This is a genomic window from Geodermatophilus sp. SYSU D00698 (assembly GCF_054050335.1).
This window is the reverse complement of sequence record NZ_JBJGZD010000002.1, coordinates 140,929-166,479: the sequence shown is the minus strand read 5'-3', so window position 1 is coordinate 166,479 and position 25,551 is coordinate 140,929. Positions and strand designations below refer to the sequence as shown.

General features: G+C 76.4%; 24 protein-coding genes and 1 pseudogene. 12 read left to right on the top strand and 13 right to left on the bottom strand.

Annotated elements, in window-relative coordinates; translation table 11 throughout:
- The first annotated feature begins 4 nt into the window (after positions 1 to 4).
- The gene (locus tag ACI8AB_RS02540) at positions 5 to 820 is read left to right on the top strand and encodes a thioesterase family protein (protein WP_456948827.1); all 816 of its coding nucleotides are present in this window, start codon (positions 5 to 7) and stop codon (positions 818 to 820) included.
- Here the strand turns inward: ACI8AB_RS02540 and ACI8AB_RS02535 are convergent.
- The 4 genes from ACI8AB_RS02535 to ACI8AB_RS02520 form a co-directional block, all read right to left on the bottom strand.
- Complete coding sequence (locus tag ACI8AB_RS02535; RefSeq protein ID WP_387988001.1) at positions 817 to 1,377, bottom strand: TetR/AcrR family transcriptional regulator; 561 nt, start codon at positions 1,375 to 1,377, stop codon at positions 817 to 819. The two genes, ACI8AB_RS02540 and ACI8AB_RS02535, sit on opposite strands and share 4 nt — an antisense overlap.
- 53 nt (positions 1,378 to 1,430) lie before the next feature.
- Complete coding sequence (locus tag ACI8AB_RS02530; RefSeq protein WP_456948826.1) at positions 1,431 to 2,207, bottom strand: ABC transporter permease; 777 nt, start codon at positions 2,205 to 2,207, stop codon at positions 1,431 to 1,433.
- On the bottom strand, positions 2,204 to 2,929 hold the full coding sequence (locus tag ACI8AB_RS02525; protein WP_456948825.1) for an ABC transporter ATP-binding protein: 726 nt from the start codon (positions 2,927 to 2,929) through the stop codon (positions 2,204 to 2,206). The genes ACI8AB_RS02530 and ACI8AB_RS02525 overlap by 4 nt, the downstream gene beginning before the upstream one ends.
- 155 nt (positions 2,930 to 3,084) lie before the next feature.
- A complete protein-coding gene (locus tag ACI8AB_RS02520; protein WP_456948824.1) occupies positions 3,085 to 4,038 on the bottom strand; it encodes an NAD(P)/FAD-dependent oxidoreductase in 954 nt (317 codons plus the stop codon).
- Between the two features lie 50 nt (positions 4,039 to 4,088).
- On the opposite strand from ACI8AB_RS02520, the gene ACI8AB_RS02515 reads away from it, so the two are divergent.
- Complete coding sequence (locus ACI8AB_RS02515) at positions 4,089 to 4,889, top strand: TrmH family RNA methyltransferase (RefSeq protein WP_456948823.1); 801 nt, start codon at positions 4,089 to 4,091, stop codon at positions 4,887 to 4,889.
- On the opposite strand, the gene ACI8AB_RS02510 is transcribed toward ACI8AB_RS02515, so the two are convergent.
- Together ACI8AB_RS02510 and sepH are read right to left on the bottom strand one after the other, a co-directional pair.
- Positions 4,886 to 5,359: a general stress protein gene (locus ACI8AB_RS02510; RefSeq protein ID WP_387987996.1), complete on the bottom strand. Its 474-nt coding sequence runs from the start codon at positions 5,357 to 5,359 to the stop codon at positions 4,886 to 4,888. The two genes, ACI8AB_RS02515 and ACI8AB_RS02510, sit on opposite strands and share 4 nt — an antisense overlap.
- A gap of 92 nt (positions 5,360 to 5,451) precedes the next feature.
- The gene (gene sepH / locus ACI8AB_RS02505; RefSeq protein WP_456948822.1) at positions 5,452 to 6,360 is read right to left on the bottom strand and encodes a septation protein SepH; all 909 of its coding nucleotides are present in this window, start codon (positions 6,358 to 6,360) and stop codon (positions 5,452 to 5,454) included.
- Between the two features lie 154 nt (positions 6,361 to 6,514).
- On the opposite strand from sepH, the gene ACI8AB_RS02500 reads away from it, so the two are divergent.
- Positions 6,515 to 7,756 carry an osmoprotectant NAGGN system M42 family peptidase gene (locus ACI8AB_RS02500; protein ID WP_387987994.1) on the top strand — a complete coding sequence of 414 codons (1,242 nt, stop codon included), beginning with the start codon at positions 6,515 to 6,517 and terminating at the stop codon, positions 7,754 to 7,756.
- A 30-nt stretch (positions 7,757 to 7,786) separates the two neighbouring features.
- On the opposite strand, the gene serC is transcribed toward ACI8AB_RS02500, so the two are convergent.
- Both serC and ACI8AB_RS02490 read right to left on the bottom strand, forming a co-directional pair.
- The gene (gene serC, locus ACI8AB_RS02495; protein ID WP_456901682.1) at positions 7,787 to 8,902 is read right to left on the bottom strand and encodes a phosphoserine transaminase; all 1,116 of its coding nucleotides are present in this window, start codon (positions 8,900 to 8,902) and stop codon (positions 7,787 to 7,789) included.
- A gap of 40 nt (positions 8,903 to 8,942) precedes the next feature.
- Positions 8,943 to 10,073, bottom strand: a complete 1,131-nt coding sequence (locus tag ACI8AB_RS02490) for a citrate synthase 2 (RefSeq protein WP_456948821.1) — start codon at positions 10,071 to 10,073, stop codon at positions 8,943 to 8,945.
- 162 nt (positions 10,074 to 10,235) lie between these two features.
- Here ACI8AB_RS02490 and pdxH point away from each other — a divergent pair, with 162 nt between their 5' ends.
- Both pdxH and ACI8AB_RS02480 read left to right on the top strand, forming a co-directional pair.
- Positions 10,236 to 10,883: a pyridoxamine 5'-phosphate oxidase gene (pdxH, locus tag ACI8AB_RS02485; RefSeq protein WP_387987991.1), complete on the top strand. Its 648-nt coding sequence runs from the start codon at positions 10,236 to 10,238 to the stop codon at positions 10,881 to 10,883.
- On the top strand, positions 10,880 to 12,214 hold the full coding sequence (locus tag ACI8AB_RS02480) for an MFS transporter (RefSeq protein ID WP_456948820.1): 1,335 nt from the start codon (positions 10,880 to 10,882) through the stop codon (positions 12,212 to 12,214). The genes pdxH and ACI8AB_RS02480 overlap by 4 nt, the downstream gene beginning before the upstream one ends.
- On the opposite strand, the gene ACI8AB_RS02475 is transcribed toward ACI8AB_RS02480, so the two are convergent.
- Together ACI8AB_RS02475 and ACI8AB_RS02470 are read right to left on the bottom strand one after the other, a co-directional pair.
- The gene (locus ACI8AB_RS02475; RefSeq protein ID WP_456941800.1) at positions 12,211 to 12,888 is read right to left on the bottom strand and encodes a UdgX family uracil-DNA binding protein; all 678 of its coding nucleotides are present in this window, start codon (positions 12,886 to 12,888) and stop codon (positions 12,211 to 12,213) included. The genes ACI8AB_RS02480 and ACI8AB_RS02475 overlap by 4 nt on opposite strands.
- A 63-nt stretch (positions 12,889 to 12,951) precedes the next feature.
- The gene (locus tag ACI8AB_RS02470) at positions 12,952 to 13,395 is read right to left on the bottom strand and encodes an SRPBCC family protein (RefSeq protein ID WP_456948819.1); all 444 of its coding nucleotides are present in this window, start codon (positions 13,393 to 13,395) and stop codon (positions 12,952 to 12,954) included.
- A 132-nt stretch (positions 13,396 to 13,527) separates the two neighbouring features.
- Here ACI8AB_RS02470 and ACI8AB_RS02465 point away from each other — a divergent pair, with 132 nt between their 5' ends.
- The 3 genes from ACI8AB_RS02465 (at position 13,528) to ACI8AB_RS02455 (ending at position 16,592) form a co-directional block, all read left to right on the top strand.
- A complete protein-coding gene (locus ACI8AB_RS02465) occupies positions 13,528 to 14,457 on the top strand; it encodes an ABC transporter ATP-binding protein (RefSeq protein ID WP_456948818.1) in 930 nt (309 codons plus the stop codon).
- A complete protein-coding gene (locus ACI8AB_RS02460) occupies positions 14,454 to 15,626 on the top strand; it encodes an ABC transporter permease (protein WP_456948817.1) in 1,173 nt (390 codons plus the stop codon). Before ACI8AB_RS02465 ends, ACI8AB_RS02460 begins: the two co-directional genes overlap by 4 nt.
- Positions 15,627 to 15,731: 105 nt before the next feature.
- Positions 15,732 to 16,592, top strand: coding sequence for a tetratricopeptide repeat protein (locus ACI8AB_RS02455; RefSeq protein ID WP_456948816.1), 861 nt, complete (start codon positions 15,732 to 15,734; stop codon positions 16,590 to 16,592).
- A gap of 23 nt (positions 16,593 to 16,615) precedes the next feature.
- Here ACI8AB_RS02455 and ACI8AB_RS02450 read toward each other — a convergent pair whose 3' ends face one another.
- On the bottom strand, positions 16,616 to 17,518 hold the full coding sequence (locus ACI8AB_RS02450; protein ID WP_387987985.1) for an SMP-30/gluconolactonase/LRE family protein: 903 nt from the start codon (positions 17,516 to 17,518) through the stop codon (positions 16,616 to 16,618).
- Between the two features lie 57 nt (positions 17,519 to 17,575).
- Between ACI8AB_RS02450 and ppc the strand changes: the two genes are divergently transcribed.
- Positions 17,576 to 20,383, top strand: coding sequence for a phosphoenolpyruvate carboxylase (ppc, locus tag ACI8AB_RS02445; protein ID WP_456948815.1), 2,808 nt, complete (start codon positions 17,576 to 17,578; stop codon positions 20,381 to 20,383).
- Here the strand turns inward: ppc and ACI8AB_RS02440 are convergent.
- Positions 20,346 to 21,305, bottom strand: a complete 960-nt coding sequence (locus ACI8AB_RS02440) for a glycosyltransferase (RefSeq protein ID WP_456948814.1) — start codon at positions 21,303 to 21,305, stop codon at positions 20,346 to 20,348. The two genes, ppc and ACI8AB_RS02440, sit on opposite strands and share 38 nt — an antisense overlap.
- Positions 21,306 to 21,372: 67 nt before the next feature.
- On the opposite strand from ACI8AB_RS02440, the gene ACI8AB_RS02435 reads away from it, so the two are divergent.
- Positions 21,373 to 22,437, top strand: coding sequence for an inositol monophosphatase family protein (locus ACI8AB_RS02435; RefSeq protein ID WP_456948813.1), 1,065 nt, complete (start codon positions 21,373 to 21,375; stop codon positions 22,435 to 22,437).
- 45 nt (positions 22,438 to 22,482) lie between these two features.
- A pseudogene (locus tag ACI8AB_RS02430) lies at positions 22,483 to 23,348 on the top strand (IS5 family transposase); the annotation flags it as partial.
- A 393-nt stretch (positions 23,349 to 23,741) separates the two neighbouring features.
- Here ACI8AB_RS02430 and ACI8AB_RS02425 read toward each other — a convergent pair.
- On the bottom strand, positions 23,742 to 25,148 hold the full coding sequence (locus ACI8AB_RS02425) for an FAD-dependent oxidoreductase (protein WP_456948812.1): 1,407 nt from the start codon (positions 25,146 to 25,148) through the stop codon (positions 23,742 to 23,744).
- A 74-nt stretch (positions 25,149 to 25,222) separates the two neighbouring features.
- Between ACI8AB_RS02425 and ACI8AB_RS02420 the strand changes: the two genes are divergently transcribed.
- The gene (locus tag ACI8AB_RS02420; RefSeq protein ID WP_387987979.1) at positions 25,223 to 25,531 is read left to right on the top strand and encodes a putative quinol monooxygenase; all 309 of its coding nucleotides are present in this window, start codon (positions 25,223 to 25,225) and stop codon (positions 25,529 to 25,531) included.
- Positions 25,532 to 25,551: the final 20 nt, after the last annotated feature.

Genomic DNA, 25,551 nt, shown 5'->3' with positions numbered 1-25,551 from the left:
CGCCGTGCCGCAGACCGACACCGCGCAGTCCGCCTTCGACCGGGCCACCGCCGTCACCCGCACCGAGGGCGGGGGCGTCCGGGCCGAGCTGGACCCGGGCTGGGACGTCGGCAGCGGCGTCCTCAACGGCGGCTACCTGCTCGCGGTCGTGGCGCGGGCGGCGCTGCTGGACAGCCCGCACCCGCACCCGGTGGCGCTGTCGGCGAGCTACCTGCGCGCCACCCCGGGCGGGCCGGCGGACCTCGCGGTCACCGCCGGGCCCGCCGGGCGCACGCTCGCGCACTCCTCGGTGCTGCTCGCCGGGGCGGCCGGGCCCTCCCTCGCCGTCCAGGTGACGACGGCGGCCCTCGGCGCCGACGCCGTCGCCGACTACACGGTCAACCCGGCACCCGAACTCCCGGCGCCCGACGAGTGCGTGGCCACCCGCACCACCGAGGGCGGCCCGGCCGTGGGCCTGGCCCGGCAGCTGGACACCCGGCTGGACCCGGCGACCGCGGGCTGGGTGGCCGGCCGGCCCTCGGACCGCCGGCTGCTGCGCGCCTGGATCCGGCTGGCCGACGGCCGCGAGCCCGACCCGCTGGCGCTGCTGCTGTTCGCCGACGCGCTGCCGCCCACCGCGTTCGCCGTCGGGAAGCCCGGCTGGGCGCCCACCGTGCAGCTGCAGGTGCTGGTGCGCGCGCTCCCGGCACCGGGCTGGTGCGTCGTCGAGTCCCGGTCCACCGAGGTCACCGGCGGCTGGTCGGACGAGGAGTGCCGGATCTGGGACTCCACCGGCCGGCTGGTCGCCCAGGCCCGGCAGCTGGCCCGCGTCGCGCGCTAGTCCCGCCGGCCGGGCAGGGCGACGTCCCCGGTGAGGTAGCGCTGCAGGGTGGGCCCGACGGCCGCGACCAGCTCCTCGGCCGGCGCGGAGGCCAGCGGCTCGACGCGGAGCACGTAGCGGGTCATCACCACGCCGACCAGCTGGGAGGCCACCAGCGCGCCGCGGGCCTCGCCCTCGGCGGCCGGCAGGTCGAGGGTCCCGAGCACCCGCCGCAGCACCTGCGAGACGAGGAACTCGCGCAGCAGCCGCGCGGTCCACTCGTTGCCGACCGCGGAGCGGACCAGCGCCAGGCCGGCCGGGCGCATGGGGCCGTCCCACACCCGCAGCAGCATGCGGACGACGTTCTCCCCGAGGTGCTCGGGCCCGGCCGCGAGCACCTCGGGGAGGAATGCCTCGGGGTCGGCCGGTGCCTCGATCGCGGCGAGGAAGAGCTTGTCCTTGGTGCCGAAGTAGTGGTGCACCAGGGCGGGGTCCACGCCGGCGGCCGTGGCGACCGCGCGGATCGACGTCGCGTCGAAGCCGCGCTCGGCGAAGGCGGTGCGGGCCGCGGCCAGCACCGCCTGCCGGGTGTCGGGGTTGCCGGGGCGCCGTCCGGAGCGCCGTGCTGCCGTCAGCTGGTCCTCCTCCGCAGGGTCGCCGCCGCCAGGGCGAGGGCGAGCACGGCCGCGCCGGCCACGATGCCGACGTCCCGCCACATCGTCCCCGTCTCGGCGGCCGACCGCCCGACCTCCTGCAGGGCCTCCACCGCGTAGGTCAGCGGCAGCACGTCGCTGATCGCCTGCAGCCAGCCGGCCATCTGCTCGCGGGGGACGAGCAGCCCGCAGAGGAAGAACTGCGGCAGCACGACGACCGGCATGAACTGCACCGCCTGGAACTCGCTGCGGGCGAACGCGCTGGCCAGCAGGCCGAGCGCCACGCCGAGGACGGCGTTGGCGACGGCGATGAGCACCACCAGCCACGGCGACCCGGCGATGTCGAGGTCGTAGAGCGTGGTGGCCACCGTGACCGTGACCAGCGCCTGCACCGCGGCGGCCAGGCCGAACGCGACGCCGTAGCCGAGCAGCAGGTCCAGCCGGGACAGCGGCGTGGTGAGCAGCCGCTCGAGGGTGCCCGAGGTCCGCTCCCGCAGCATCGCGATGCTGGTGACCAGGAACATCACCACGAACGGGAAGACGCCGAGCATGGTCAGCCCGACCCGGTCGAAGACGCTCGGCTGACCGGGCAGCGTCGGCACGTCCCGCCAGAGCAGGTACAGCAGTCCAAGCAGCAGGCTGGGCAGCAGCACCATCATCGCGATGGTGCGGTGGTCGTGCCGGAGCTGCCGCAGCACCCGGGCGGTGATCGCGCCGGTGAGCCGGGGGCTCAGGACGGCGGTCGGGGCGCTCACGCCGCCACCTCCCGCTGCTGGGCCCGCACGAGGCGGAGGAAGGACTCCTCGAGGTCGTCGGTGCCGGAGTCGGCGCGCAGCCGCGCGGGCGTGGAGTCGGCCAGCAGCCGGCCCTCCCGGAGCAGCAGCAGCCGGTCGCAGCGCCCGGCCTCGTCCATGACGTGGCTGGAGACGACGAGGGTGGTGCCGGCCGCGGCGAGGGCGTGGAACCGGTCCCACAGCTCCACGCGCAGCACCGGGTCCAGGCCGACGGTCGGCTCGTCGAGGACCAGCAGCTCCGGCTCGCCCACCAGCGCGCAGGCCAGGGACGCCCGGCCGCGCTGGCCGCCGGAGAGGTCGCCGACCAGCTGCCCGGCGGCGTCGGCCAGCCCGACGGCGGCCAGCGCGTCGTCGGCGGCCCGGGCGCCCCGGCCGTACAGGGCGGCGAAGTGGCGGGCGTTCTCCCGCACGGTGAGGTCGGCGTAGACGCTCGGCGCCTGGGTGACGTACCCGACCCGGCGGCGCAGGCCGGGGGAGCCGGCGGGCTCGCCGAGCACGGTCACCGTGCCCGAGCGCACCTTCTGCACGCCGACCAGCGCGCGCATGAGCGTCGTCTTCCCGCTGCCGCTGGGTCCCAGCAGGCCGGTGACCCGCCCGGCGGGGACCGCGCACGACAGGTCGTGCAGCACCCGGCGGCGCCCGCGGTGGACGACGAGGTCGGTGACGGTGACGGCGTCGGTCATGTCGGCCTCCCGAGTGGCGAGAACTCAACGCCTGATGAACTCAACGCTAGATGAGTTCCGTGGGCGGCGTCAACGGCCCGGTGCGCGGGGAGGGGTCAGCGGCGGCGGGCCGCGGCGCCGGCCGGGCCCGGGGGAGGGGCCAGGCCCGCGGGCGCTCAGCGCCCGCCCAGTGCGGCGCCGAGCAGGTGCCCGCTCGTCCAGGCGCTCCCCACCTTCGACGGCGCCCGCCACCCGTCGCCGCAGACGCCGACGCCGTCGACCAGGCCGAACGGCGCCTCCCGCGGCGCCGCCGGCTTGGCGAAGGTCCAGCGGTGCACGTGCGTCCAGGCCGGCGGGCGGTCGATGCCCAGCGCGCGGCACACCGCGGCGGTGACCTCCGGCGCCGCCCGGCCGGGGTCGTCGAGGTGTGCGACGGCGGTGCCGGGTGTCGTGTGCGCCACCAGCACGGGGGCGCCGTCGCCGCGCCGGTCGCCGTCGTCGGCGACCCACTCGACCACCGGGTCGTCGTGCACGAAGGCGCCGTGCAGGTCGGCCGGCCAGTGGCGCTCGTGCCAGCCCAGCGCCACGGCCAGGGTCGGCTGCCAGGGCCGCGCGCCCTCGTCGCCGAGCAGGCGGGCGGCCAGGTCCGGCGGCAGGAGGCGGCGGGCCTGCGGGTCGGGCAGCGCCAGGACGGCGGCGGGCGCCTCCCCGCCGTCGACCCGGGCGCCGGGCTCCACCCGCTCCACCGAGGACTCCTGGACGACGTCGAGGCCGGCGGCGAGATCGGCGACCAGCGAGCGCAGCCCGCCGGGCGCGGCGTAGCGGACCGGACCGCTGCTGCTGTCGCGGATGCCGTCCGGCCCGGCGACGGCGAACGTGTCGGTCCACGGCCGGGCCAGCCCCCGGGCCACCCAGTCCTCGACCACGGCGGCGAACGACGAGCCGGGCTCGGCGGTCAGGTAGGAGGCGCCGAGGTCGGTGACCCGGCCGGCCAGCGTCCGGGACGCCATGCGGCCCCCGGGGCGGCGGCCGCGGTCGCGGACCAGCACCGGCACGCCCGCGTCCGCGAGCGCGCGGGCACAGGCGACGCCGGCGATCCCGGCTCCGACGACGACGGTCCTGTCGGTCACCCCTGGATCCTGCGGGCAGGGGGCGCGGACCGCTCGGGGAGGATCGGGGCGTGAGCGTGCAGATCACCGACGTCGCCGACGAGCGGGTGGCCGACTTCCGCGACCTGCACGCCGGCGACCGTCCCGCCGGGCGGGTGCGGGGGACCGGCCCGGTGATCGTCGAGGGCGTCCCGGCCGTGCAGCGGCTCCTCGCCTCGCCGTACCGGGTGCGGGCGGTGCTCGGTGTGCCCGGGCGGCTGGCCGAGCTGGACCTGCCCGAGGGCGTGCCCGCCTACGAGATGGACAAGTGGGCGCTGTCGGAGCTGATCGGCTTCCGGCTGACCCGCGGCGTCCTGGCCTCGGCCGACCGCCGCCCGCCGGCCGACGTCGGCGCGCTGCTGGCCGGGCCCGACCCGGCGGCGCCGAGGCGGCTGGCGGTGCTCGAGGCGCTCAACGACGCCGAGAACCTCGGCTCGATCGCCCGCTCGGCCGTGGCCCTCGGCGTCGACGGGCTGCTGCTGGACCCCCGCTGCGCCGACCCGCTCTACCGCCGCGCGGTGCGGGTCTCGATGGGGCACGTGCTGGCGCTGCCGTTCGCCGTCCTGACCGACTGGCCGGCCGGGCTCGAGCGGCTGCACGCCGCCGGCTACCTCACCGTCGCGCTCACGCCCGCCGCCGACGCGGTGGACCTGGCCGAGGTGGACCCGCGGGCCCACCCGCGCACCGCGGTGCTGCTCGGCGCGGAGGGGCCCGGGCTCACCCGGGAGGCGCAGGCCGCCGCCCGGGTGCGCGCCCGGATCCCCATGCGCGCCGGCGTCGACTCCCTCGGCGTCGCCGCCGCGGCCGCCGTCGCGTTCGCGACGCTCCGCTAGTTGCGCAGGGACCAGCGGGCCAGGATGGCGCGGGCCTCCTCGGCGCGGGAGGGGTCGCACATGACGTCGTACCGGCTCGCGGTGACCTGCGAGACGCTGGTGAAGTCGCGCTGACCGCGGGTGGCCGCGTAGCCCATGGCGCCGAACAGCGCGCCGAACAGCAGACCGATCAGCAGGCCGGTCAGCACCGAGCTGATCCAGCTGGTGCCGTCGGGGGCGAAGATGCCCAGCAGCAGGCCGACGAACAGACCCCACCAGGCGCCGCCCGCGGCACCCGCGCCGATCGCGCGGCCCCAGGTGAGCCGCCCGGTGACCCGCTCGACCATCCGCAGGTCCGACCCGATGATCGTCACGTTCTCGACCGGGAACCTCTCGTCGGAGAGGTGGTCCACCGCGGCCTGCGCCGCCTGGTAGCTGTCGTACGACCCGACCTGGACTCCGCCCAGGGGCATCGACACGGACATCGACATGTTGCGCTCCACTCCCGCACTCGTTCGGTTGTGGACGACGTACCCGCGGCCCCCCGGACGGACACGTCGGTCCGGAGTGGCGAGCGTACTGCTCAGCGGTTGCGGCGGACCCCGAAGACGATGTCCTCCCAGGCGGGCACGCGGGCGCGCGGGTCCTCGTCCTCGCCGTCGGACTCGCCGGTGCGCAGCACGACGGTGTCGTGCTCGGAGACGTCCTCGTCCTCGGCGGGGTCGGTGCGCCGCTCACCCGGGCCGGTGCGCGGCTCGTCGGCCGGCGGGACGGGCCGCTCGGACGCCGGCCGCTCGGGAGCGGGGCGCTCGGGGGCGGGGCGCTCGGGGACGGGGCGCTCGGGGACGGCGGCGCTGCGGTGCACGGGCAGCGCCGGCCGCTCGGCGGGCACCCCGGGGACGACGCGGACCAGCCGGGTGCCCTCCGCGAAGTCGCGGGTGGGGGCGTCGAAGGGGCTGACCGCGCGGCCGGCGAGGTCGTAGGCCCACTGCGTGGTGCCCTCCTTGGTCCCGGCGCGCCAGGCGGCGGTGACCACCCAGGTGCCGTCCTCGGAGCGGGCGGCGTCCCAGCGGACGGCGTCGAGGTCGGCGCCGAGCAGCCGCAGCCGCTCGGCCATGAACTGCTGCAGCGGCTCGCCGGAGGTGCCCTCCGACAGCCGGACCCGGGCCTGGCGGGCCTGCTCGGCCATGCGGGCGCGCTCCTGCAGCACCGTGTGCGCGAAGCGCATGATCCGCTCCACCCGGGTGCCCGAGGCGGACGCGACCTGCTCCGGGGTCTCGCCGGCGCGGATGCGGGCCTGGATGACCCGCGGCGACAGGCCGCCGTCGGACTCCATCTGGCCCAGCCGGCGGGTGTCCCCGCGGGCCGCGGCGCGCACCCGGTCGTCGATCGGCAGCTCGAAGCGCTCGCCCTCGTCACCGTCCCCGCCGTCGAGGGCGAGGACCAGGCTGCGGCCGTCGTCGGACAGGCCCACGAGACGCAGCGAGCGCACGGGACCTCCTCGGACGGACGGCGGGACGACGGGATCCCCTGGGTGACAGGGGACCACGCGCGAGGCTATCCGCGGCAGCCGGGTCCGTGCCGGATGTCCTCCGGCGTGGCGGGCCGCGCGGGCGCCTGCGCCATCCGTCTTAGACTCGACCCCCATGCTGACCGGTCCCCGGGACGACACCGGCCTCGTCCGAGACGACGGCGAGCTCAACCCCCGCTTCCTGCCGAGCCCGGTCGACGCGGGACAGAAGCGCCTGCCCATCGACATGGACTACGTCCAGCGCGTGCTGCTGCAGATGCTCGACATCCCGAGCCCCTCGGGGCGCACCGACCACGTGATGCAGCTCATCGGCGGCGAGCTGCGGAGCCTGGGCATGGACTTCGAGGTCACCCGCCGCGGCGCGCTGCTGGCCGAGCTGCCCAGCGCCTCACCCGGCGCCGACCGGACCGTGGTGGTGCACGCCGACACGATCGGCTGCATGGTCAGCGGGCTCAAGGACAACGGCCGGCTGGCGATCGTGCCGGTGGGCACGCACAGCGCCCGCTTCGCCGAGGGCGCCCGGGTGATCATCTTCTCCGACGACGTGTCCGGCGACTACCGGCACACCGGGACGATCCTGCCCAACAAGGCCAGCGGGCACCGCTTCGGCGACGAGGTCGACGAGCAGGGCGTGGGCTGGGACCACGTCGAGGTCCGCGTCGACGAGGTGGTGCACAGCCGCGCCGACCTCGAGCGCCTGGGCATCCAGGTCGGCGACTTCGTGGCCATCGACCCGCAGCCGGTGATCACCCCCAGCGGGTTCGTCAACAGCCGCCACCTCGACGACAAGGCCGGCATCGCCGCCGCGCTGGGCGCGTTCAAGGCGATCATCGACTCCGGCATCCAGGTGCCGGTGACCGCCCACCTGCTGGTCACCATCGCCGAGGAGGTGGGCCTGGGGGCCAGCCACGGCCTGGACGCCGACGTCGCCGAGCTCGTCTCCATCGACACCTCGGTGGTCGCGCCCGGGCAGGCGTCGTCCGAGCAGTGCGTCAACATCGCGATGCAGGACTCGACCGGGCCGTTCGACTACCACCTGACCCGGCACCTGATCGACCTGTGCCGGGTGCACGAGGTGCCGCACCGCCGCGACGTCTACAAGTACTACCGCTCCGACGCCGCCTCGGCGCTGGAGGCCGGCGCCAACACCCGCGCCGCGCTCATCGGGTTCGGCATCGACGGCAGCCACGGCAACGAGCGCACCCACCTCGAGGGCATCCGCAGCACCGCCGAGCTGGTCGCGCTCTACCTGCAGACGGACCTGACCTTCCGCAGCTGGGACCGCCGTCCGACCGGCGACCTGCGGGACTTCCCGAGCACCGCCGTCCAGCCGGCCGACGGCGAGCAGGCCCGCTGACCCCGGCGACGTGCTGGAACGGGCGTCCTCCTACAGGCGCTCGACGACGAAGTCGATGCAGGCGGTCAGCGCGCTGACGTCGTCGGGGTCGACGGCGGGGAACATGCCGACCCGCAGCTGGTTGCGGCCGAGCTTGCGGTAGGGCTCGACGTCGACCACGCCGTTGGCCCGCAGCACCTTCGCGACCTGCGCGGCGTCGACGGACGGGTCGAAGTCGACCGTGCCGACGACGAGGCTGCGCTGCTCCGGGTCGGCGACGAACGGCGTCGTGTAGGAGGTCTTCTCCGCCCACCCGTAGAGCCGGCTCGAGGACTCCCGGCTGCGCGCGACCGCGCCGGAGAGCCCACCGAGGCCGAGCATCCAGCGGACCTGGTCGGCGAGCAGGAACAGCGTCGCGACGGCGGGGGTGTTGTAGGTCTGGTCCTTGGTGGAGTTGTCGACGGCGATCGACAGGTCCAGGAACCCGGGGATCCACCGCCCCGACGCCTTGACCTCCGCCACCCGCTCCAGCGCCGCCGGGCTCATCAGCGCGATCCAGAGCCCGCCGTCGGAGGCGAAGGACTTCTGCGGCGCGAAGTAGTAGGCGTCGGCCTCGGCGACGTCGACCGGGAGGCCCCCGGCGCCGCTGGTGGCGTCGATCAGCACGAGCGCGTCGTCGTCGGCGCCGTGCGGGCGGACCACCGGCGCCATGACCCCGGTCGAGGTCTCGTTGTGCGCCCACGCGTAGGCGTCGACGCCGGGCTGCGCCGTCGGCAGCGCCAGCGTGCCCGGCTCGCCCCGCGTGACGACCGGCTCCTCGAGGAACGGCGCCTCGGCGACCGCGGAGGCGAACTTCGCGGAGAACTCGCCGTAGGTGCCGTGGGCGCTGCGCCGCCGCACCAGCCCGAGCGCGGCGGCGTCCCAGAACGCCGTGGAACCCCCGTTGCCCAGCACGACCTCGTAGCCCTCGGGCAGGTCGAACAGCTGGGCCAGCCCCTCGCGGACCTGCCGGACCAGGCCCTTGACCGGGGCCTGGCGGTGCGAGGTGCCCATGAGCGCCGCGCCCTCGGACGCCAGCGCCCGCAGCGCCTCCGGGCGGACCTTCGACGGGCCGCAGCCGAACCGCCCGTCGGCGGGCAGCAGGTCGGCGGGGATGGTGGTGCTCATGCCGGGGGTGCTCCTCGACGGGTGGTCGGGCGGGCCGGGACTACGCCGGGGAGACCTCGTCGACGGCCTTGACCGTGATGGTGTCGAAGCCCTCGACCTCCTCGGGCTTGCGCGCGGCGGGCCCGACGTAGCGGGCCGACGGGCGCACGAGGCGGCCGGTCTGCTTCTGCTCCAGGATGTGCGCGCACCAGCCGGCGGTGCGGGCACAGGTGAACATCGACGTGAACATGTGGCTCGGGACCTCGGCGAAGTCGAGGACGATCGCCGCCCAGAACTCCACGTTGGTCTCGATCGGCCGGTCCGGGCGCCGCTCGCGCAGCTCCTTGAGCGCGGCGTTCTCCAGCGCCAGCGCGGCCTCGAAGCGCGGGGCGCCGAGCTGCTTCGCGGCCTTGCGCAGCGTGCGGGCGCGGGGGTCCTCGGCCCGGTAGACCCGGTGCCCGAAGCCCATCAGGCGCTCCTTGCGGTCGAGCAGGTCCTTGACGTACTTCTCCGCGTCGCCGGCCTGCTCGACGCCGTCGAGCATGTGCAGGACCCGGGAGGGGGCGCCGCCGTGCAGCGGGCCCGACATCGCGCCGATCGCGCCGGACATCGCGGCGGCGACGTCGGCGCCGGTGGAGGCGATGACGCGGGCGGTGAAGGTGGAGGCGTTCATGCCGTGCTCGGCGGCCGACGTCCAGTAGGCGTCGACGGCGGCGACGTGGCGGGGGTCGGGCTCGCCGCGCCAGCGGACCATGAACCGCTCCACGATGGTGGAGGCCTCGTCGATGCGGCTCTGCGGCACGGCCGGGATGCCGATGCCGCGGGCGGACTGGGCGACGTAGGACAGCGCCATGACCGCGGCGCGGGCGAGCTGGTCGCGGGCCTCCTCGTCGCTGATGTCCAGCAGCGGGCGGTAGCCCCAGAACGGGGCGAGCATCGCCAGCGCGGCCTGGACGTCGACGCGGACGTCGCCGCTGTGCACCGGGATGGGGAACGGCTCGGCCGGGGGCAGGCCGGGGCCGAACTTGCCGTCGACCAGCAGCGCCCACACGTTGCCGAAGGTGATCTTGCCGACCAGGTCCTCGATGTCGACCCCGCGGTAGCGGAGCGACCCGCCGTCCTTGTCGGGCTCCGCGATCGTGGTCTCGAAGGCGATGACGCCCTCGAGGCCGGGTACGAAGTCGTCGGCCATCTCGCATGCTCCTCTGCGCGCGCGGACCTCGTGCCCGCACGTTCAGCGGCGCACGACTGCACCGCGACACTAGGCCCAGCGGCCGCCTCCGTTCCATCCGGGGCTGCCGTCCAGCGGGAGCCGCCCGGCGCCCGCTCCCCGGCGCGGTGTCAGCATGGCGGGGTGGCCGACCTCTCCCGCATGCGCAGGGACTACGACCGCCCGGGGCTGCGCGAGGAGGACCTCGCGCCCACCTGGGTCGAGCAGTTCGACGCCTGGTTCCGCGACGTCGTCGCCGCCGACGTCCCCGACCCGAACGCGGTGGTCGTGGCCACGGCCGACGCCGACGGCGCCCCGGACGCGCGGATCGTGCTGCTGAAGGGCTACGACGAGGCCGGCTTCGTCTTCGGCACCAGCTACGCCTCCGCCAAGGGCGCGCAGCTGGCCGTCAACCCCCGCGCAGCGCTGGTCTTCCCCTGGCACGCGCTGCAGCGGCAGGTCCGCGTGACCGGCACCGTCGAGCGCGTCGGCGAGGCCGCCTCCGACGACCTGTGGGACCCCCGCCCGCGCGAGGCGCAGCTGGCCGCGGTCGCCTCGGTGCAGTCGACCGTCGTCGACTCCCGGGAGGAGCTCGAGGAGCGGGTGCGGCTGCTCGACGAGGAGACGACGACGGAGAAGGTGCCGCGGCCGCCGGCCTGGGGCGGCTACCGCGTGGTGCCGCGGACCGTTGAGTTCTGGCAGGGCGGCCCGGGCCGGCTGCACGACCGGCTGCGGTTCGTCCGCGACGACGAGGAGGGCGGCGGCTGGGTGCTCCAGCGCCTCGCCCCGTGAGGAAGGACCCCACCGGGCAGCTGCCCGTCGACCCGGTCGAGGCCGGGAAGGTCGCCGAGCCGGTGCCCGTGCCGGAGCCCGCCCCGCGCCGCCGCGGCTGGGCGCTGGACACCAGCCCGCTGCGCAACCCCGGCTACCGGCGGCTGTTCTGGGGGCTGACCGCCACGATGGTCGGCCAGCAGATGACGCTGGTCGCCGTCCCCGTGCAGGTGTACGCGATCACCCGCGACTCGCTGCTGGTCGGCATCACGTCGATGGTCTCGCTGGTGCCGCTGGTGGTCTTCGGACTGCTCGGCGGGGCGATCGCCGACGCGATGGACCGGCGCAAGCTGATGCTGGTCACCGGGGTCGGCTCGGCGGTGACCAGCGCGCTGCTGGCCCTGCAGGCACTGCTGCCCGGCGGCGGGAACCTCTGGCTGCTGTGGCTGCTCGTGGCCGCGGTCTCCGGCTTCACCGCGGTCAACCAGCCCGCCCGCAGCGCGGTGATCCCGGCGCTGGTCGGGCCGGAGGGCGTGGCGGCGGCGAACGCGCTGGCGATGACCGTGCGGCAGGTCGGCGTCATCGTCGGCCCGCTGGTGGCCGGGCTGCTCATCGGCCTGGGCGACCTGTTCGTCGCCTACGCCGTCGACGCGGCCACGCTGCTGGTCGCCGTGCTCCTGGTGCGCGGCCTGCCGCCGCTGCCGCCGGGCGGGAACACCGGGCCGCTGCGGCTGGGCGCCGCCGTCCGCGGGGTGGGGGAGGGCTTCGCCTTCCTGCGCACCCAGCCGGTGCTGCTCATGACCTTCGTCGTCGACGTCGTCGCGATGCTGTTCGCCTGGCCGCAGGCGGTGTTCCCCGAGCTCGCCGCCGACCGCTACGCCGGCTCGGCCAACGCCTACGGGTGGCTGTTCGCCGGCATCTCCATCGGCGCGCTGCTCATGGGCCTGACCTCGGGCTGGGTGTCGCGGGTCGACCGGCAGGGCGTGGTGGTGCTCGCCGCGATCGCCGTGTGGGGTGTCGCGATCATCGGGTTCGGGCTCGCGCAGTCGCTGTGGCTGGCGGTGTTCTTCCTCGCCGTCGCCGGCGCCGGGGACATGGTCAGCGCGGTGCTGCGCTCGTCGATGCTGCAGACCGCCGCGCCCGACGAGATGCGCGGGCGGATGCAGGGCGTGTTCATCGTCGTCGTGGCCGGCGGGCCGCGGCTGGGCGACCTGCGGGCCGGCGCGGTGGCCAGTGCCGCGGGCGTCGGCGTCGCGATGGTCTCCGGCGGCGTGGTCGTCGTCGTCGCGATGGCGGTGGTCGCGCTGCTGGTGCCCTCGTTCCGGCTGTTCCGGGCGTCCCGGGTCGCTTAGGCCAGGGCGCCGGCGACGACCCGCAGGTCCGCCACCAGGGCGTCGAAGGCCGCGGCGCGGGCGTCGTCCGGCGTCCGCAGGATCGCCGAGGGGTGCGCGGTCGCGAGCATCCAGGTCTGCGCCGGCTCGTCCTCCTCCGGCTCGTCGTCGCCGGCCTCGGCGCGGGCGACGCCCGGCGGCGTCCACGGCATGAGCTTCCCGCGCTCCTTGGTGATCCGGAACGACGGCGAGATGAGCGCCTTGGCCGCCGTCGCGCCCAGGCAGACGACGACCTCGGGCTTGAGCACCTCGAACTCCGCCTCCAGCCACGGCCGACAGGCCCGGAGGTGCTCGGCGCCCGGCGACTGGTGGATCCGCCGCTTGGGCGTCGGCGTGAAGCGGAAGTGCTTGACCGCGTTGGTGACGTAGGCGTCCCTGCGCTCGATGCCGGCGTCGGCCAGCGCCCGGTCCAGCAGCCGGCCGGCCGGGCCGACGAACGGCTCGCCCCTGCGGTCCTCCTGGTCGCCGGGCTGCTCGCCGACGAACACGATCCGCGCGGTCTCGGGGCCCTCCCCGAACACGGTCTGGGTCGCCGGCTCCCACAGCTCGCAGGCCCGGCAGCCGGCCGCGGCCTGGCGCAGCCCGTCCAGCCCGACGCCCGACGGCGGGCTGGCGGGGACGTTCTCCTGGCTCATGGGCCTGATGACACCGCAGCGGACGCCGGAGCGCGAGGGGAGCCGGCGGCCGTCCGGATCCGCTCAGCTCGCGAGGGCCTCCGCCAGCCGGTCGAGGCTGTCCGACCAGCCGGCCCGGTGCAGGTCCTCCCGTTCCCGCGTGGCGAACGGCTCCTGGGTCAGGGACAGCACGGTCCCGGTGCCGCGGTCCCCGAGGACGAGCGTCACCACCGTCTCCCGGTCGTCGGGTGCGGGCTCCTCGTACCGGAAGGTATAGGAGAGCCCGCGGCCCGGGTCGACGGACAGGAACCGCCCGGACAGGTGGAACGGGGGAGCTCCCGGCGGCTGCACGGTGAACCGGTAGCGGCCGCCCACCCGCAGGTCGACCTCGGCGCCGACCAGGGTGAACCCCCGGGGTCCCCACCAGCGCACGAGCTCGCCCGGCTCGGTCAGCGCGCGGAACACCCGCCGGGGCGGCGCCCCGAGCACGCGGCTGAGGGTCAGGCGCAGTCCGTCGTCCCGGTCCACGGGTCGACGGTGGCACCCCGGGGGTCCCTCCCGGTGGTCCGGGCGCGCGGCGGGACACGGTCCCGGTCGGGCGGGCGTCGTCGCCTCGACCGATAGCGTCGGCGCGCACGGGGATCATGGGACGGAGGCACGGTGCTCGAGTTCGACGGGCTCCACAAGAGCTACGGGGACAACCGCGTGCTGGAGGGCGTCGGCTTCACCGTCGCCCCCGGCTCGATGTTCGGCTTCTGCGGGTCCAACGGGGCCGGGAAGACGACGACCATGCGCATCGCCATGGGCCTGGCCCGGGCCGACGCGGGCGAGGTGCGCTGGCGCGGCCGGCCGCTGGACGAGGAGACCCGGCGGCGCGTCGGCTACATGCCGGAGGAGCGCGGGCTCTACCCCAAGATGCGGGTCGGCGAGCAGCTGGCCTACTTCGCCCGGCTGCACGGCATGGGCGCCGCCGCCGCGGCCCGCGCCGCGGAGGAGTGGTCCGGGCGGCTGGGCCTGGCCGCGCGCCGCGGCGACCCCGTCGAGAAGCTCTCGCTGGGCAACCAACAGCGGGTGCAGCTGGCCGCCGCGCTCGTCAGCCGGCCCGAGGTGCTCATCCTCGACGAGCCGTTCAGCGGCCTGGACCCGGTCGGCGTCGACGCGCTGGCCGAGGCGCTGCTCGAGCAGTGCCGGGCCGGGGTGCCGGTCGTGTTCTCCAGCCACCAGCTCGACCTGGTGGAGCGGCTGTGCGACTCCGTCGGCATCCTCGCCCGCGGCCGCATGGTCGCCACGGGCACCGTCGAGGAGCTGCGCCGCCGCGAGGCCGGGCGGCTGCTGCGGGTCGTCGCCCCCGACGCCGCGCCCGGCTGGGCCGCCGCCGTGCCCGGCGTCCGGGTCGTCTCCGAGCGGGCCGGTGACACGCTGCTGGAGCTGGCCGCGGGCGCCGACGACCAGCAGGTCCTCGCCGCCGCGGTGCGTACCGGCCGGGTCACGCACTTCGCCTGGCGGGAGGCCACGCTGGTCGAGCTGTTCCGCGAGGCCGTCGCCGACCCGGCGCAGCAGGCCGCCGACCGCGAGGAGGTGGCCGCGTGAGCTCCCCGCTCTCCAGCGCGCAGTTGGTCCGCCTGGTCGCCGCCCGCGAGGTCTCCACGCGCATCCGCGACAAGACGTTCATCGCCAGCTCGGTGCTGATGATCGTGCTCATCCTCGGCGTGCTGGTCTTCCAGATCGTCGTCAACTCCGGCGGGGACACCAGCCGGGTGGGCGTCGTCGGCGAGCCCGGGCAGGTCGGCCAGGCCCTCGAGGCCCAGGGCGACGCGCTCGGCGTCGACGTCGAGGTGGTCCGGTTCGACACCGAGGACGCCGCCCGCGCCGCCGTCGAGGCCGAGGACGTCGACGGCGCCCTGGTCGGCGCGGCCAGTGCTCCCGAGCTGGTGGTCCGCGAGCCCGACACGACGCTGGAGGCGGTCGTGTCCGGCGCGGTGGGGGCCGTGGCGTTCACCGACGCGCTCGCCGGGGCCGGCGTCGACCCCGCGGACCTGCCGACGCTGTCGGTGACCGCGCTCGACGACGACGGCGACCAGCAGAACGTCGTGGTCGCGATCGTCGGCGTCGTCGTGCTCTACAGCCTGCTCATCCTCTTCGCCCAGTTCGTCGCGCAGGGCGTCGTCGAGGAGAAGTCCAGCCGGGTGGTGGAGCTGCTGCTGGCCACGATGAAGCCGTGGCAGCTGCTGGCCGGGAAGATCCTCGGCCTCGGCGTGCTCGGCCTCGCGCAGATCGCCGTCATCGCCGCGATCGGGATCGGCGGCGCGCTCGCCTTCGACGTCGTCGACCTGCCCGGCGAGCTGGTCGGCACGGTGCTGTGGCTGCTGTTCTGGTTCGTCCTCGGCTACGCGCTCTACGCCTCGCTGTTCGCCGTCGCCGCCTCGCTGGTCAGCCGCCAGGAGGACCTCGGCAGCGTGCTGACCCCGGCGTCGCTGGTGCTGGTCGCGGGCTTCGTCGTCGCCGTGCAGGCGGCGAGCGACCCGGACGGGAGCCTGGCCGTGGTCACCTCCTACGTGCCGGGGCTCTCGCCGATGGTCATGCCGGTGCGCCAGGCGGCGGGGGACGTCGCGCTCTGGGAGGTCGGCGTGGCCGTCGTCCTCATGCTCGTGGCGATCGCGCTGGTGGTCCGGCTGGGCGGCCGGGTGTACTCCGGCGCCCTGCTCCGGACCAGCGGGAAGACCAAGCTGCGGGAGGCCCTGCGGGCCGGCCGGGCCTGAGCGCCGGGCGGGGGGACACCCGCCCGGTCGAGCAGCGGACACGTTGGGGTGACCTCACCCCTGCGGAGGGCGTGCGCCCAGGTCAGCGCGGCCATCATCGGCGCCATGACCGAGGACCTGGACGCGCGCCTCTGGCGGCTGCAGGCCTCCGAGGACGCCGACGAGCTGATCGAGCTGGGCTGCGACCTCGCCGACGCCGGCCGGCAGACCGACGCAGAGTGGTGCTTCCGCCGCGCGGCCGAGCTCGGCGACGTCACCGGCTACTACGACCTGGGCAACAGCCTCGCCGCGCAGGAGCGCTGGACCGAGGCCGTCGAGGCCTACGAGGTGGCCCTGGCCGGCGGCGAGGCCGACGCCTGGCGCAACCTCGGGTTGGTGCTCGAGCAGCTCGGCGACCTCGCGGGGGCCATGGCCGCCTACCGCGGGGCCGCCGACGCGGGCGACACCGAGGGCGGCCTCCAGCTGGCCTTCCTGCTGCGCGAGCAGGGGGAGCGCGAGCAGGCCCTGTCCGTCGCCGAGGAGCTGGCCGCGAGCGGCGACGCCGAGGCCGACGCCGTCGCCGCCTGCTGGCAGTGGTGCGCGACCCTCGACCCGGCGCTGGAGGACCGGCTGCGCACCGGCGCCGACCACTTCGCCGCCGCCCGCGCCGACCTGGCCGCGCTGCTGCTGCAGACCGGCCGCCCGGAGGAGGCCCGCGCGGTGCTCGAGCGCGGCGCCAAGCTCGGCGAGCAGGTGGCCTGGCTGCCGCTGGGCAACCTCTACCGCGAGCTGCTCGCCGACGACGAGGCCGCCGAGGAGGCGTACCGCGCCGGGATCCAGGCCGGCGACGCGTACTGCCACCACAACCTCGGCGTGCTGCTGGCCGACCGCGGCGACCTCCCCGGCGCGGCGGAGGAGTTCGAGCGGGGCGCCGCCGCCGGCGACCAGCTCGCCGCCGCCGCGCTCGCGCTGCTCCAGGGCAGCTGACCGGCCCCTGCGGCGGGGTCCTCCTACTGCCGGAGGCCGGCGAGCGGGCCGCGGTAGGGGTTCGCCGGCGGGCCGGTGACGCCGGGCCGCACGGTGAACAGCCGCCCGGCCTCCGCCTCGTCGGCGTCGCCGTGCGCGGTGCTGATGACCAGCAGGCCGCGGTCCGGCCCGGCGAAGGCGCAGCTGGAGGTGTTGGCCACCGGCACCTCGACGACGGCGAGCAGCTCGCCCTCCGGTGACCAGCGGCGCACCTGCCCGCCGCCCCACATCGCCGTCCAGAGGCAGCCCTCGTCGTCGACGGTGAGCCCGTCGGCCACGCCGTCGGCGCCGCCGGTCTCCAGCAGCACCCGCCCGCGGCCCCACGCACCCGAGGACGGGTCGTGGTCGACGGCGTGCACCAGGCCGGGGCCGGAGTCGGCGAGGTAGACGGTGCGGTCGTCGGGCGACCAGCCCAGCCCGTTGGAGACGGTCAGCCCCTCGCGGACGGTCGTGACGGTGCCGTCGGTGTCCAGCCGGTAGAGGGTGCCGGCGCCGGGGCGCTCGTCGAAGGCCATCGTCCCGGCGTAGAACCGCCCGGCGCGGTCGCACTTCGCGTCGTTCATGCGGGTGCCGCCGTCGTCCGGGCCGCCGCCCTCGCCGGCCAGCTCCAGCAGCACCCGCGCGGTGCCGTCGTCGGCGAGGTGGGTGAACCCGGCGCCGGCGGCGGCCAGCCACCCGCCGCCGGCGGCCGGGACGACGGCGCCCACGGTGTCGCCGGCGGACAGCGAGCCGGTGTCGGTCAGGGTGTCGCCGTCGAGGGCGGCCCGGCGGACCCGCCCGGCGCTGATGTCGACCCACAGCAGCTCGGAGCGGGCGTCGTCCCAGGTGGGGCCCTCGCCGTGGTCGGCGGGGGCGGGGGCGGCGGGGGTGGCGCGCAGCGTCAGCACGCGGGGGACCTTCCCCCGGGACACCCGCCCGTCACATGGGGGGCCGATACTGCCCGCATGTCGGAAGCCACCGTCGACGTCGCCGACCTGCGCCTGCCCGGACGCGACCCCGAGGGGGACGGCCGGGCCGACGACGCCCCGCTGCGCGAGGACATCCGGCTGCTCGGCCGGGTCCTCGGTGAGGTGATCCGGGAGCAGAGCGGCGAGGACGTCCTGGACCTGGTCGAGTCCACCCGCGTGCAGGCCTTCGCCCTCCGCCGCTCCGAGACCGACCGCGCGGAGGTCGCCGCCCGCATGGGCGACCTCGACGTCCGCGCGGCCAACCACGTCATCCGCGCGTTCAGCCACTTCTCGCTGCTGGCCAACCTGGCCGAGGACCTGCACCACGAGCGCCGCCGCCGGCACCACCGCCGGGCCGGTTCGCCGCCGCAGCCCGGCAGCCTCGCGGCCACCTTCGCGCTGCTGGACCGGGCGGACCTGGACCCCGACGTCGTCGCGCGGGAGCTGGCCGGCGCGCTGGTGGTCCCCGTGGTCACCGCGCACCCCACCGAGGTGCGCCGCAAGACGATCTCGCAGGTGCAGCAGCAGGTCACCGAGCTGATCCGGGAGCGCGACCGGATGGCGCCGGGGGAGGTCGACGAGGCCGCCTGGTCGGCGCAGCTCGAGCGGGCGGTGCTCACCCTCTGGCAGACGGCGCTGCTGCGGCTGTCCCGGCTGCGGCTGGCCGACGAGATCGACGAGGCGCTGCGCTACTACGACCTGTCGCTGTTCCGGGTCGTGCCGGAGATCAACGCCGACCTGCGCCGCGCGCTGCAGGAGCGCTGGCCGCACGCCGGCCTGCCCACCCAGCCGGTGCTGCAGCCGGGCTCGTGGATCGGCGGCGACCGCGACGGCAACCCGTTCGTCACCGCCGACGCCGTCCGCCGCGCCAGCACCCGGCAGGCCGAGACGGCGCTGGCCCACCACCTCGGCGAGCTCGTGCAGCTGTACCGCGAGCTGTCGATGTCCGACCGGCTGGTCACGCCGACGCCGCAGCTGGCGCACCTGGCCGACGCCTCCCGCGACGACTCGCCGTTCCGCGCCGACGAGCCCTACCGGCGGGCGCTCAACGGCGTGCACGCCCGGCTGGCCGCCACCGCGAAGCGGGTCCTCGGGCGGGTGCCCGGCGTGCCGCCGGTCGCCGAGCTCGACCCCTACGACACCCCCGACGAGCTGCTCGCCGACCTCGCCGTCGTCGACGCCTCGCTGCGCAGCCACGGCGCCGGCGCGCTGGCCGACGACCGGCTGGCCCGGCTGCGCGACGCCGTCGAGGTGTTCGGCTTCCACCTCGCCGGGCTGGACATGCGGCAGAACTCCTCGGTCCACGAGGAGGTCCTCGCCGAGCTGCTGGCCTGGGCCGGCGTCTGCCCCGACTACGCCTCCCTCGACGAGGCCGCCCGGGTCGAGCTGCTGGCCGGGGAGCTGCAGATGCGCCGACCGCTGGTGCGGCCGGGCGCGGAGCTGTCGGAGCTGGCCCGCGGGGAGCTGGACCTGCTGGAGGCCGCCGCCGGGCAGGTCGCGCTGCTCGGGCCGCGGGCGATCCCGAACTACGTGATCAGCATGTGCGAGTCGGTGAGCGACGTCCTCGAGGTCGCCGTCCTGCTCAAGGAGGTCGGCCTGCTCGACCCCGACGGCGAGGACGGCCCCACCTGCCCGGTCGGCATCTCGCCCCTGTTCGAGACGATCGCCGACCTGCAGGGCGCCGGCGAGACGATGACCGCCGTCCTCGCCCAGCCGGTGTACCGGGCGCTGGTCGCCAACCGCGGCGACGCGCAGGAGGTCATGCTCGGCTACTCCGACAGCAACAAGGACGGCGGCTACCTCGCCGCCAACTGGGCGCTGTACCGGGCCGAGCTGGCGCTGGTCGAGGTGGCGCGGCGCGAGGACATCCGGCTGCGGCTGTTCCACGGCCGCGGCGGCACGGTCGGCCGCGGCGGCGGCCCGAGCTACGAGGCGATCCGCGCCCAGCCGCCCGGCGCGGTGGCCGGCGCGCTGCGGCTCACCGAGCAGGGCGAGGTGATCGCGGCCAAGTACGGCGAGCCCGACCTCGCCCGTCGCAACCTCGAGGCGCTGGTGGCCGCGACGCTGGAGGCCACGCTGCTCGACGTCGAGGGCCTGGGCGACGGCGCGGAGGACGCCTACGCGCTGCTCGACGACCTCGCCGACCGCGCGCAGGCGGCCTACCGGGCGCTGGTGCACGAGACCCCGGGGTTCGTGGAGTGGTTCCGCGCCGCGACGCCGATCCGCGAGCTGGCGGAGCTGAACATCGGCAGCCGCCCACCCTCGCGCAAGGCCGGCGACCGGATCGCCGACCTGCGGGCCATCCCGTGGGTGTTCAGCTGGTCGCAGGCGCGGATCATGCTGCCCGGCTGGTACGGCACCGGGACGGCGCTGGAGTCCTGGATCGGGGACGACCCGGCGCGGCTGGCCCGGCTGCAGGAGCTGCACCGGCGGTGGCCGTTCTTCCGGACGGTCCTGTCGAACATGGGGATGGTGCTGGCCAAGACCGACCTCGACCTCGCCGCCCGCTACGCGGGGCTGGTGCCCGACGAGGAGCTGCGGGCGCGGGTGTTCGACCAGATCACCGCCGAGCACGAGCGCACCTGCCGGGTGCTGCTCGCGGTCACCGGCGACGACCACCTGCTGGCCGACAACCCGTCGCTGGCCCGGTCGATCCGCAACCGGTTCCCCTACCTGGAGCCGCTGCACCACCTGCAGGTGGAGATGCTGCGCCGGCGCCGGACCGGCGACGACGACGAGCTGGTGCGGCGCAACATCCAGCTGACGATCAACGGGATCGCGACGGCGCTCCGGAACTCCGGCTGAGCCCGCTCACCGGCAGGCGGTTGCGGTCCAGCCAGGCGGCCAGCCGGGCGCCGTCCCAGGGGCGGCGGCGCCGGGCGGCGGCCATCACCAGCCCGCGCGGCAGCTCGGCCAGGGCCAGCGCGATGCCCGCGGCGCCGGGGGCGTCGCCGTCGCGGACGTGGTCGAGGACCGCGCGTCCCCGCCCGGCGAGGAAGGCCGCCGTCTCCCGGACCGGCCGGTCGGCGTGCTGCGGGCGGAGCACCTGGACGGTGCGGGCGTAGTGCCACTCCCGCAGGAACACCCCGCGGGCGGTGCGGCCGCCCTTGCCGTGCCGGAACACGGTGTCGGGCACCCGCAGCAGCAGGTGCCCGGCCGCCCGCAGCCGCCGGGAGGCGTCGCGGTCCTCGTTGTAGAAGAAGTACAGCGGGTCGAACCCGCCGGCGGCGAGGAACTCCGCCCGGCGCACGAGCAGCGCGGTGCCGCCGAGCTCCTCGGCCGGGAACGGCGGGCCGGGCGGGTCGTCGTCCTCGCCAGGACCGTGCACCGCGGGCGCGGCCCAGACCGCCCGCGGCTCGGCGTCGAGGACCGCGGCCAGCCGGCGCAGCACGTCCGGGCCGGGCTCGCCGTCGGAGTTGACCAGCGCGACGTAGCGGCTGGCGCAGGCGTCGAGGGCGAGGTCCATGGCGCGCGCCCAGCCGAGGTTGCGCGGGGAGGACAGCACCCGGGCGTCGGCGTCGGGGTGGCAGTCGCGCAGCAGGGCGCGGGCGGCCGCGGAGGTCGCCGGCGCGGCGGCGTTCTCCACCAGCAGCGCCCGGCCCCGCCAGCCCGGGCCGGTGGCCGCCGACACCGCGGCGTGGTGCCGGGCGAGCATCTCCGGCGCCTCCCGGTGGACGAGGAACACGACGTCGACGTCGTCGAGGGAGGTGCGCGCGGGGGCCGTCACCGTGGCGCCCTACCCCGCGCGCGCCGGTGGCCTACCGTGCCGGGGGAGCACTGACGGCGGGGGGACCGTGGCGGACACGATGCGCGTGGCGGCGTCGGGGGAGGACCTGCGCGCCGCGGCCCGGCTGCTGGGCGTCGGCCCGGCGGCCCTGGCGCCCGAGCTGCTCGACCCCGGCGCGCGGCTGCTGGTCGGCGACGACGCCGCCGCGCACCTGCGCCGCCGCTGGACCGACGAGGGCACGACCGAGGCCGTCGTCGTGCACCGCTCCACGCACGTCACCGGCCGCTCGGCGCTGCTCGCCGTCGCCGCGGCCTGGGGCTGCTCGCAGGTCCGCGACGCGGGCACCGGCCGGGTGGTCGAGGTGGCGGCCCCGCCGGAGGACGCGCCGCTGACCGCGCGGTTCGCGCACCTGGCCGCGCTGGCCGCGACGCGGGTCGAGGTGGCCGTGGCGCTGGCCCGCGACACCGGCCGCGACCGCCGCAAGGACGACGGCAGCTGGTCGATGGCCGCCGACGAGGCCGCGCACGCCGCCGCGGCCGGGACGCTGGCCCCGCTCGGCGTGCCCGTGCTGTCGGAGGAGCGGCCGGACCCGGCCGTGTCCGACGACGACCCGTGGATCGTGCTCGACCCGCTCGACGGCACCGGCAACTTCCGCGCCGGCCTGCCGCCGTGGGCGTTCTCGGCGGCGCTGGTGCACCGCGGGCGGGCTGTCGCCGGGCTCGTCGTCGACCTGTCGTCGGGGCGCCGCTGGGCCGGGACCGTCGACACCGGCGCGCAGCGGGACGGCGTGCCGGCGCGGGTGCGGGAGGGCAGCACCGTCGTCGCGCCGTCGGGCCGGACCGTGCGGGTGCCCGGGACGGCGCACCGCGTGCGGGTGACCGGCTGCACCGCCGTCGACCTGTGCCTGGTCGCCGACGGGTCGGCCGGCGCCTGGCACGACCTGGACCGCAGCGGCACGCACGTGCACGACGTCGCCGGCGGGCTGGCCGTGCTCGCGGCCGCCGGCGGGGTCGCGCTGACCCCGGACGGTGACCCGCTCTCCCTGCGGCCGGACACCGAGACGCTGATCCGGTTCGTGGCGGCGGCCTCCGGGCAGGGCGCCCGGGAGCTGGCCGCCGCGGTCCTCGGCTAGGGCCTGTCCTGGCGATCTTGCGTCGGTGGGGTTCAGGCTGGACCGATGGTCGGCCGGCATGAGCTCACCGATGCGGCCTGGGCGCGGATCGAGCCGCTGCTGCCCGCGACGGGGCGCCGGGGCGGGCGATGGCGGAATCACCGGCAGGTGATCAACGCAATCCTGTGGCAGGCCGAGACCGGCGTGCCGTGGCGGGATCTGCCCGAGCGCTACGGGCCGTGGAAGACCGCGCACGAGCGGCTGCGCCGCTGGAGCGCCGATGGCACCTGGGACCGGATCCTCACCGAGGTGGTCCTCAAGGACGACGCGGTGGGGGCGGTGGAGTGGACCTTCAGCGTCGACTCCAGCTCCGTCCGCGCGCATCAGCACGCCGCCGGGGCGCGGAAAAAGGGGGCTGCAGCGGCCCGGTCGAGGCCCTCGCCGTCGACGGCGAAGCCCTCGGGCGTTCCCGCGGCGGACTGACCACCAAGCTGCACCTGGCCGTCGACGGCCGCGGCCTGCCGATGGCCGTGCTGCTCACCGCCGGGCAGGCCGGCGACAATCCGCAGCTGCTGCCGCTGCTGGATCAGGTCGCGGTGGCCCGCCCCAGACCCGGCGGCCCGCGCCGACGGCCGGACCGGGTGCTCGCCGACCGGGCCTACTCCCATCCCTCCACCCGCGCGGCGCTGCGCGCTCGGCACATCCGGTTCACCTGCCCCGAACGGATCGACCAGCTCGCCCACCGCCGCGCCAAGGGCGCGGCCGGCGGCCGCCCGCCGGCCTGCGACCGGGCGGTCTATGCCGGCCGCAACGTCATCGAGCGCTGCTTCGCCCGGCTCAAGCAGTTCCGCGCGCTGGCCACCCGCTACGCCAAACGCGCCGCCTACTACCGGGCTCTGCTCGTCCTCGCCGCCGTGGTCCTCTGGCTTCGCGAAGACCCTCTAGGACAGGCCCTAGAGGGTCTGCCCCAGCACCACGGTGGTGCCGGCCGGGTCGGCGCACGATGCCAGGCGGAACTGCCCCGTCGGGGGTGGTGAACAGCCGGGGCTCGATGCCCCGGGCGGTCAGCTCGGCGGCTCGGGCGTCGGCGTCGTCCACACCCAGGACCACGGTGACACCGTGTGGCGCGTCGGGCAGTGCGATGACCTGCACGGCGCCGCCGTCAGTGAGCTGCCACTCCGCGCACGAGCTCATGGGCCGGCGGTCGGGCTCGCGGTCGAAGAGCCGGCGGTACCAGGACTCGGCGGCGGGGAAGTCGTCGACGGGCAGGACGGCGAGGACGTTGCTGGGGCGCATGCGGGATCGACCGGACGGTGAGCCGGAACTCATCGGTCCGCGGCGGCCCGCACGGCGGCCAGCAGGGACTCGCGCTCGTGCAGCGTGGTCCGGGCGCGGCCGCGGGTGGCGCCGAGGGCGACCTCGGCGGCGTCGATGGCCCGCCAGTCCTCCAGCAGCACCGGCTCGGCGCCGCGGGCGCGCAGCGTGCGCACCAGGTCGTCGCGGTCGCCGTGCGCGCCGATCACCCCGGCCTCGGCGTCGGCCAGCAGCGACGCCACCGTCTCGCGGGCGTCGTGCTTGTTGGTGCCGACGACGCCGGTGGGCCCGCGCTTGATCCACCCCGCCACGTACTCGCCGGGGGAGCGGGCGCCGCCGCGGAGCACCCGGCCCTCCTCGTTGGGCACGGTGCCGGTGCGCGGGTCGACCGGCAGGCCGGGCAGGCCCTGCCCGCGGTAGCCGACCGAGCGGACGACGAGGTCGGTGGGCAGCACCTCGGTCTCGCCGGTGCCCACGGCCCGCCCGTCGCCGTCGACGGCGGTGCGCTCCACCTCGATCCCGGTGACCCGGCCGGCGCCGAGGATCCGCACCGGCCGGCGGTAGAAGCGCAGCCACAGCCGGCCGCGGCCGGGCTCGGGCCGGTGGCCGGCCCACTCCCGCAGGACGGCGAGGTTGCGGCTGGCGTTGCGGTCGCCGGCCAGGCGCTCCTCGGCGGCCGGGTCGAGGTCGAGGTCGGCGGGGTCGACGAGCACGGTGGCCCGCTCCAGGCCGTCGAGCTCGCGCAGCTCCATCGTGGTGAAGGACGCCTGGGCCGGGCCGCGGCGGCCGAGCACGGTGACCTCCTCGACCGGCGTCGCGGCGAGGGTGTCGAGCACGTGCTGGGGCATGTCGGTGGACTCGAGCTCCTGCGGGGCGCGGGAGAGCACGCGGGCCACGTCGAGGGCCACGTTGCCGACACCGACGACGACCGCCCGCCGCACGCCCTGCAGCGCCGCCTCGACCGTCGCGCGGTCGGCGTCGGGGTGGCCGCAGTACCAGGCGACCAGGTCGGTGGCGGCGAGGCTGCCGGTCAGGTCCTCGCCCTCGATCGCCAGCGCCCGGTCCAGCGCCGCCCCGTAGGTGTAGACGACGGCGTCGACGTGCGCGCGCAGGTCCTCGAGCGAGACGTCGGTGCCCACCTCGACGTTGCCGACGAACCGCACGCCGGGGTGGTCCAGCGCCCGGTGCAGCGTGTCGCGGATCGCCCGCATCTTCGGGTGGTCGGGGGCGATGCCGTGCCGGACCAGGCCGAACGGGGTGGGCAGCCGGTCGAGCAGGTCGACGGTCACCGGGACCGGTGCGCGGCGGGTCAGCGTCTCGGCGGCGTAGATGCCCGCCGGGCCCGCGCCGACGACGGCGACCCGCAGCGGCCGCTCGCCGTCCGGGGCGGGGGATCCGTCGTCGGCCACGACTGGCATCCTGGCCCGGCCGGGGCGTCGTGCGCCAGATCACCGCCCCGGCCGACAACCGCCCACCGCAGAGGGGACCGCCCGTGTCCGTCGTCGTCGTCGCCACCATCAGCCCGAAGCCCGAGCACGTGGACGAGGTCCGTCAGGCCGTGCTCGAGACGGTGCCGCAGGTGCACGAGGAGCCCGGCTGCGAGCGGTACGCGCTGCACGAGGGCCGCGGGGTGTTCGTCATGGTCGAGCAGTGGGAGAGCCCCGAGGCGCTGGCCACCCACGGCAAGGCCGAGCCGCTGACCGCGCTGTCGGCGAGGCTCGAGGGCAAGCTCACCGAGCGCCCCGCCGTCCAGGTGCTCACCGCCCACCCCACCGGCGACCCCGCCAAGGGCGCCCTCTAGACGAAGGACCCCTCCGCCCC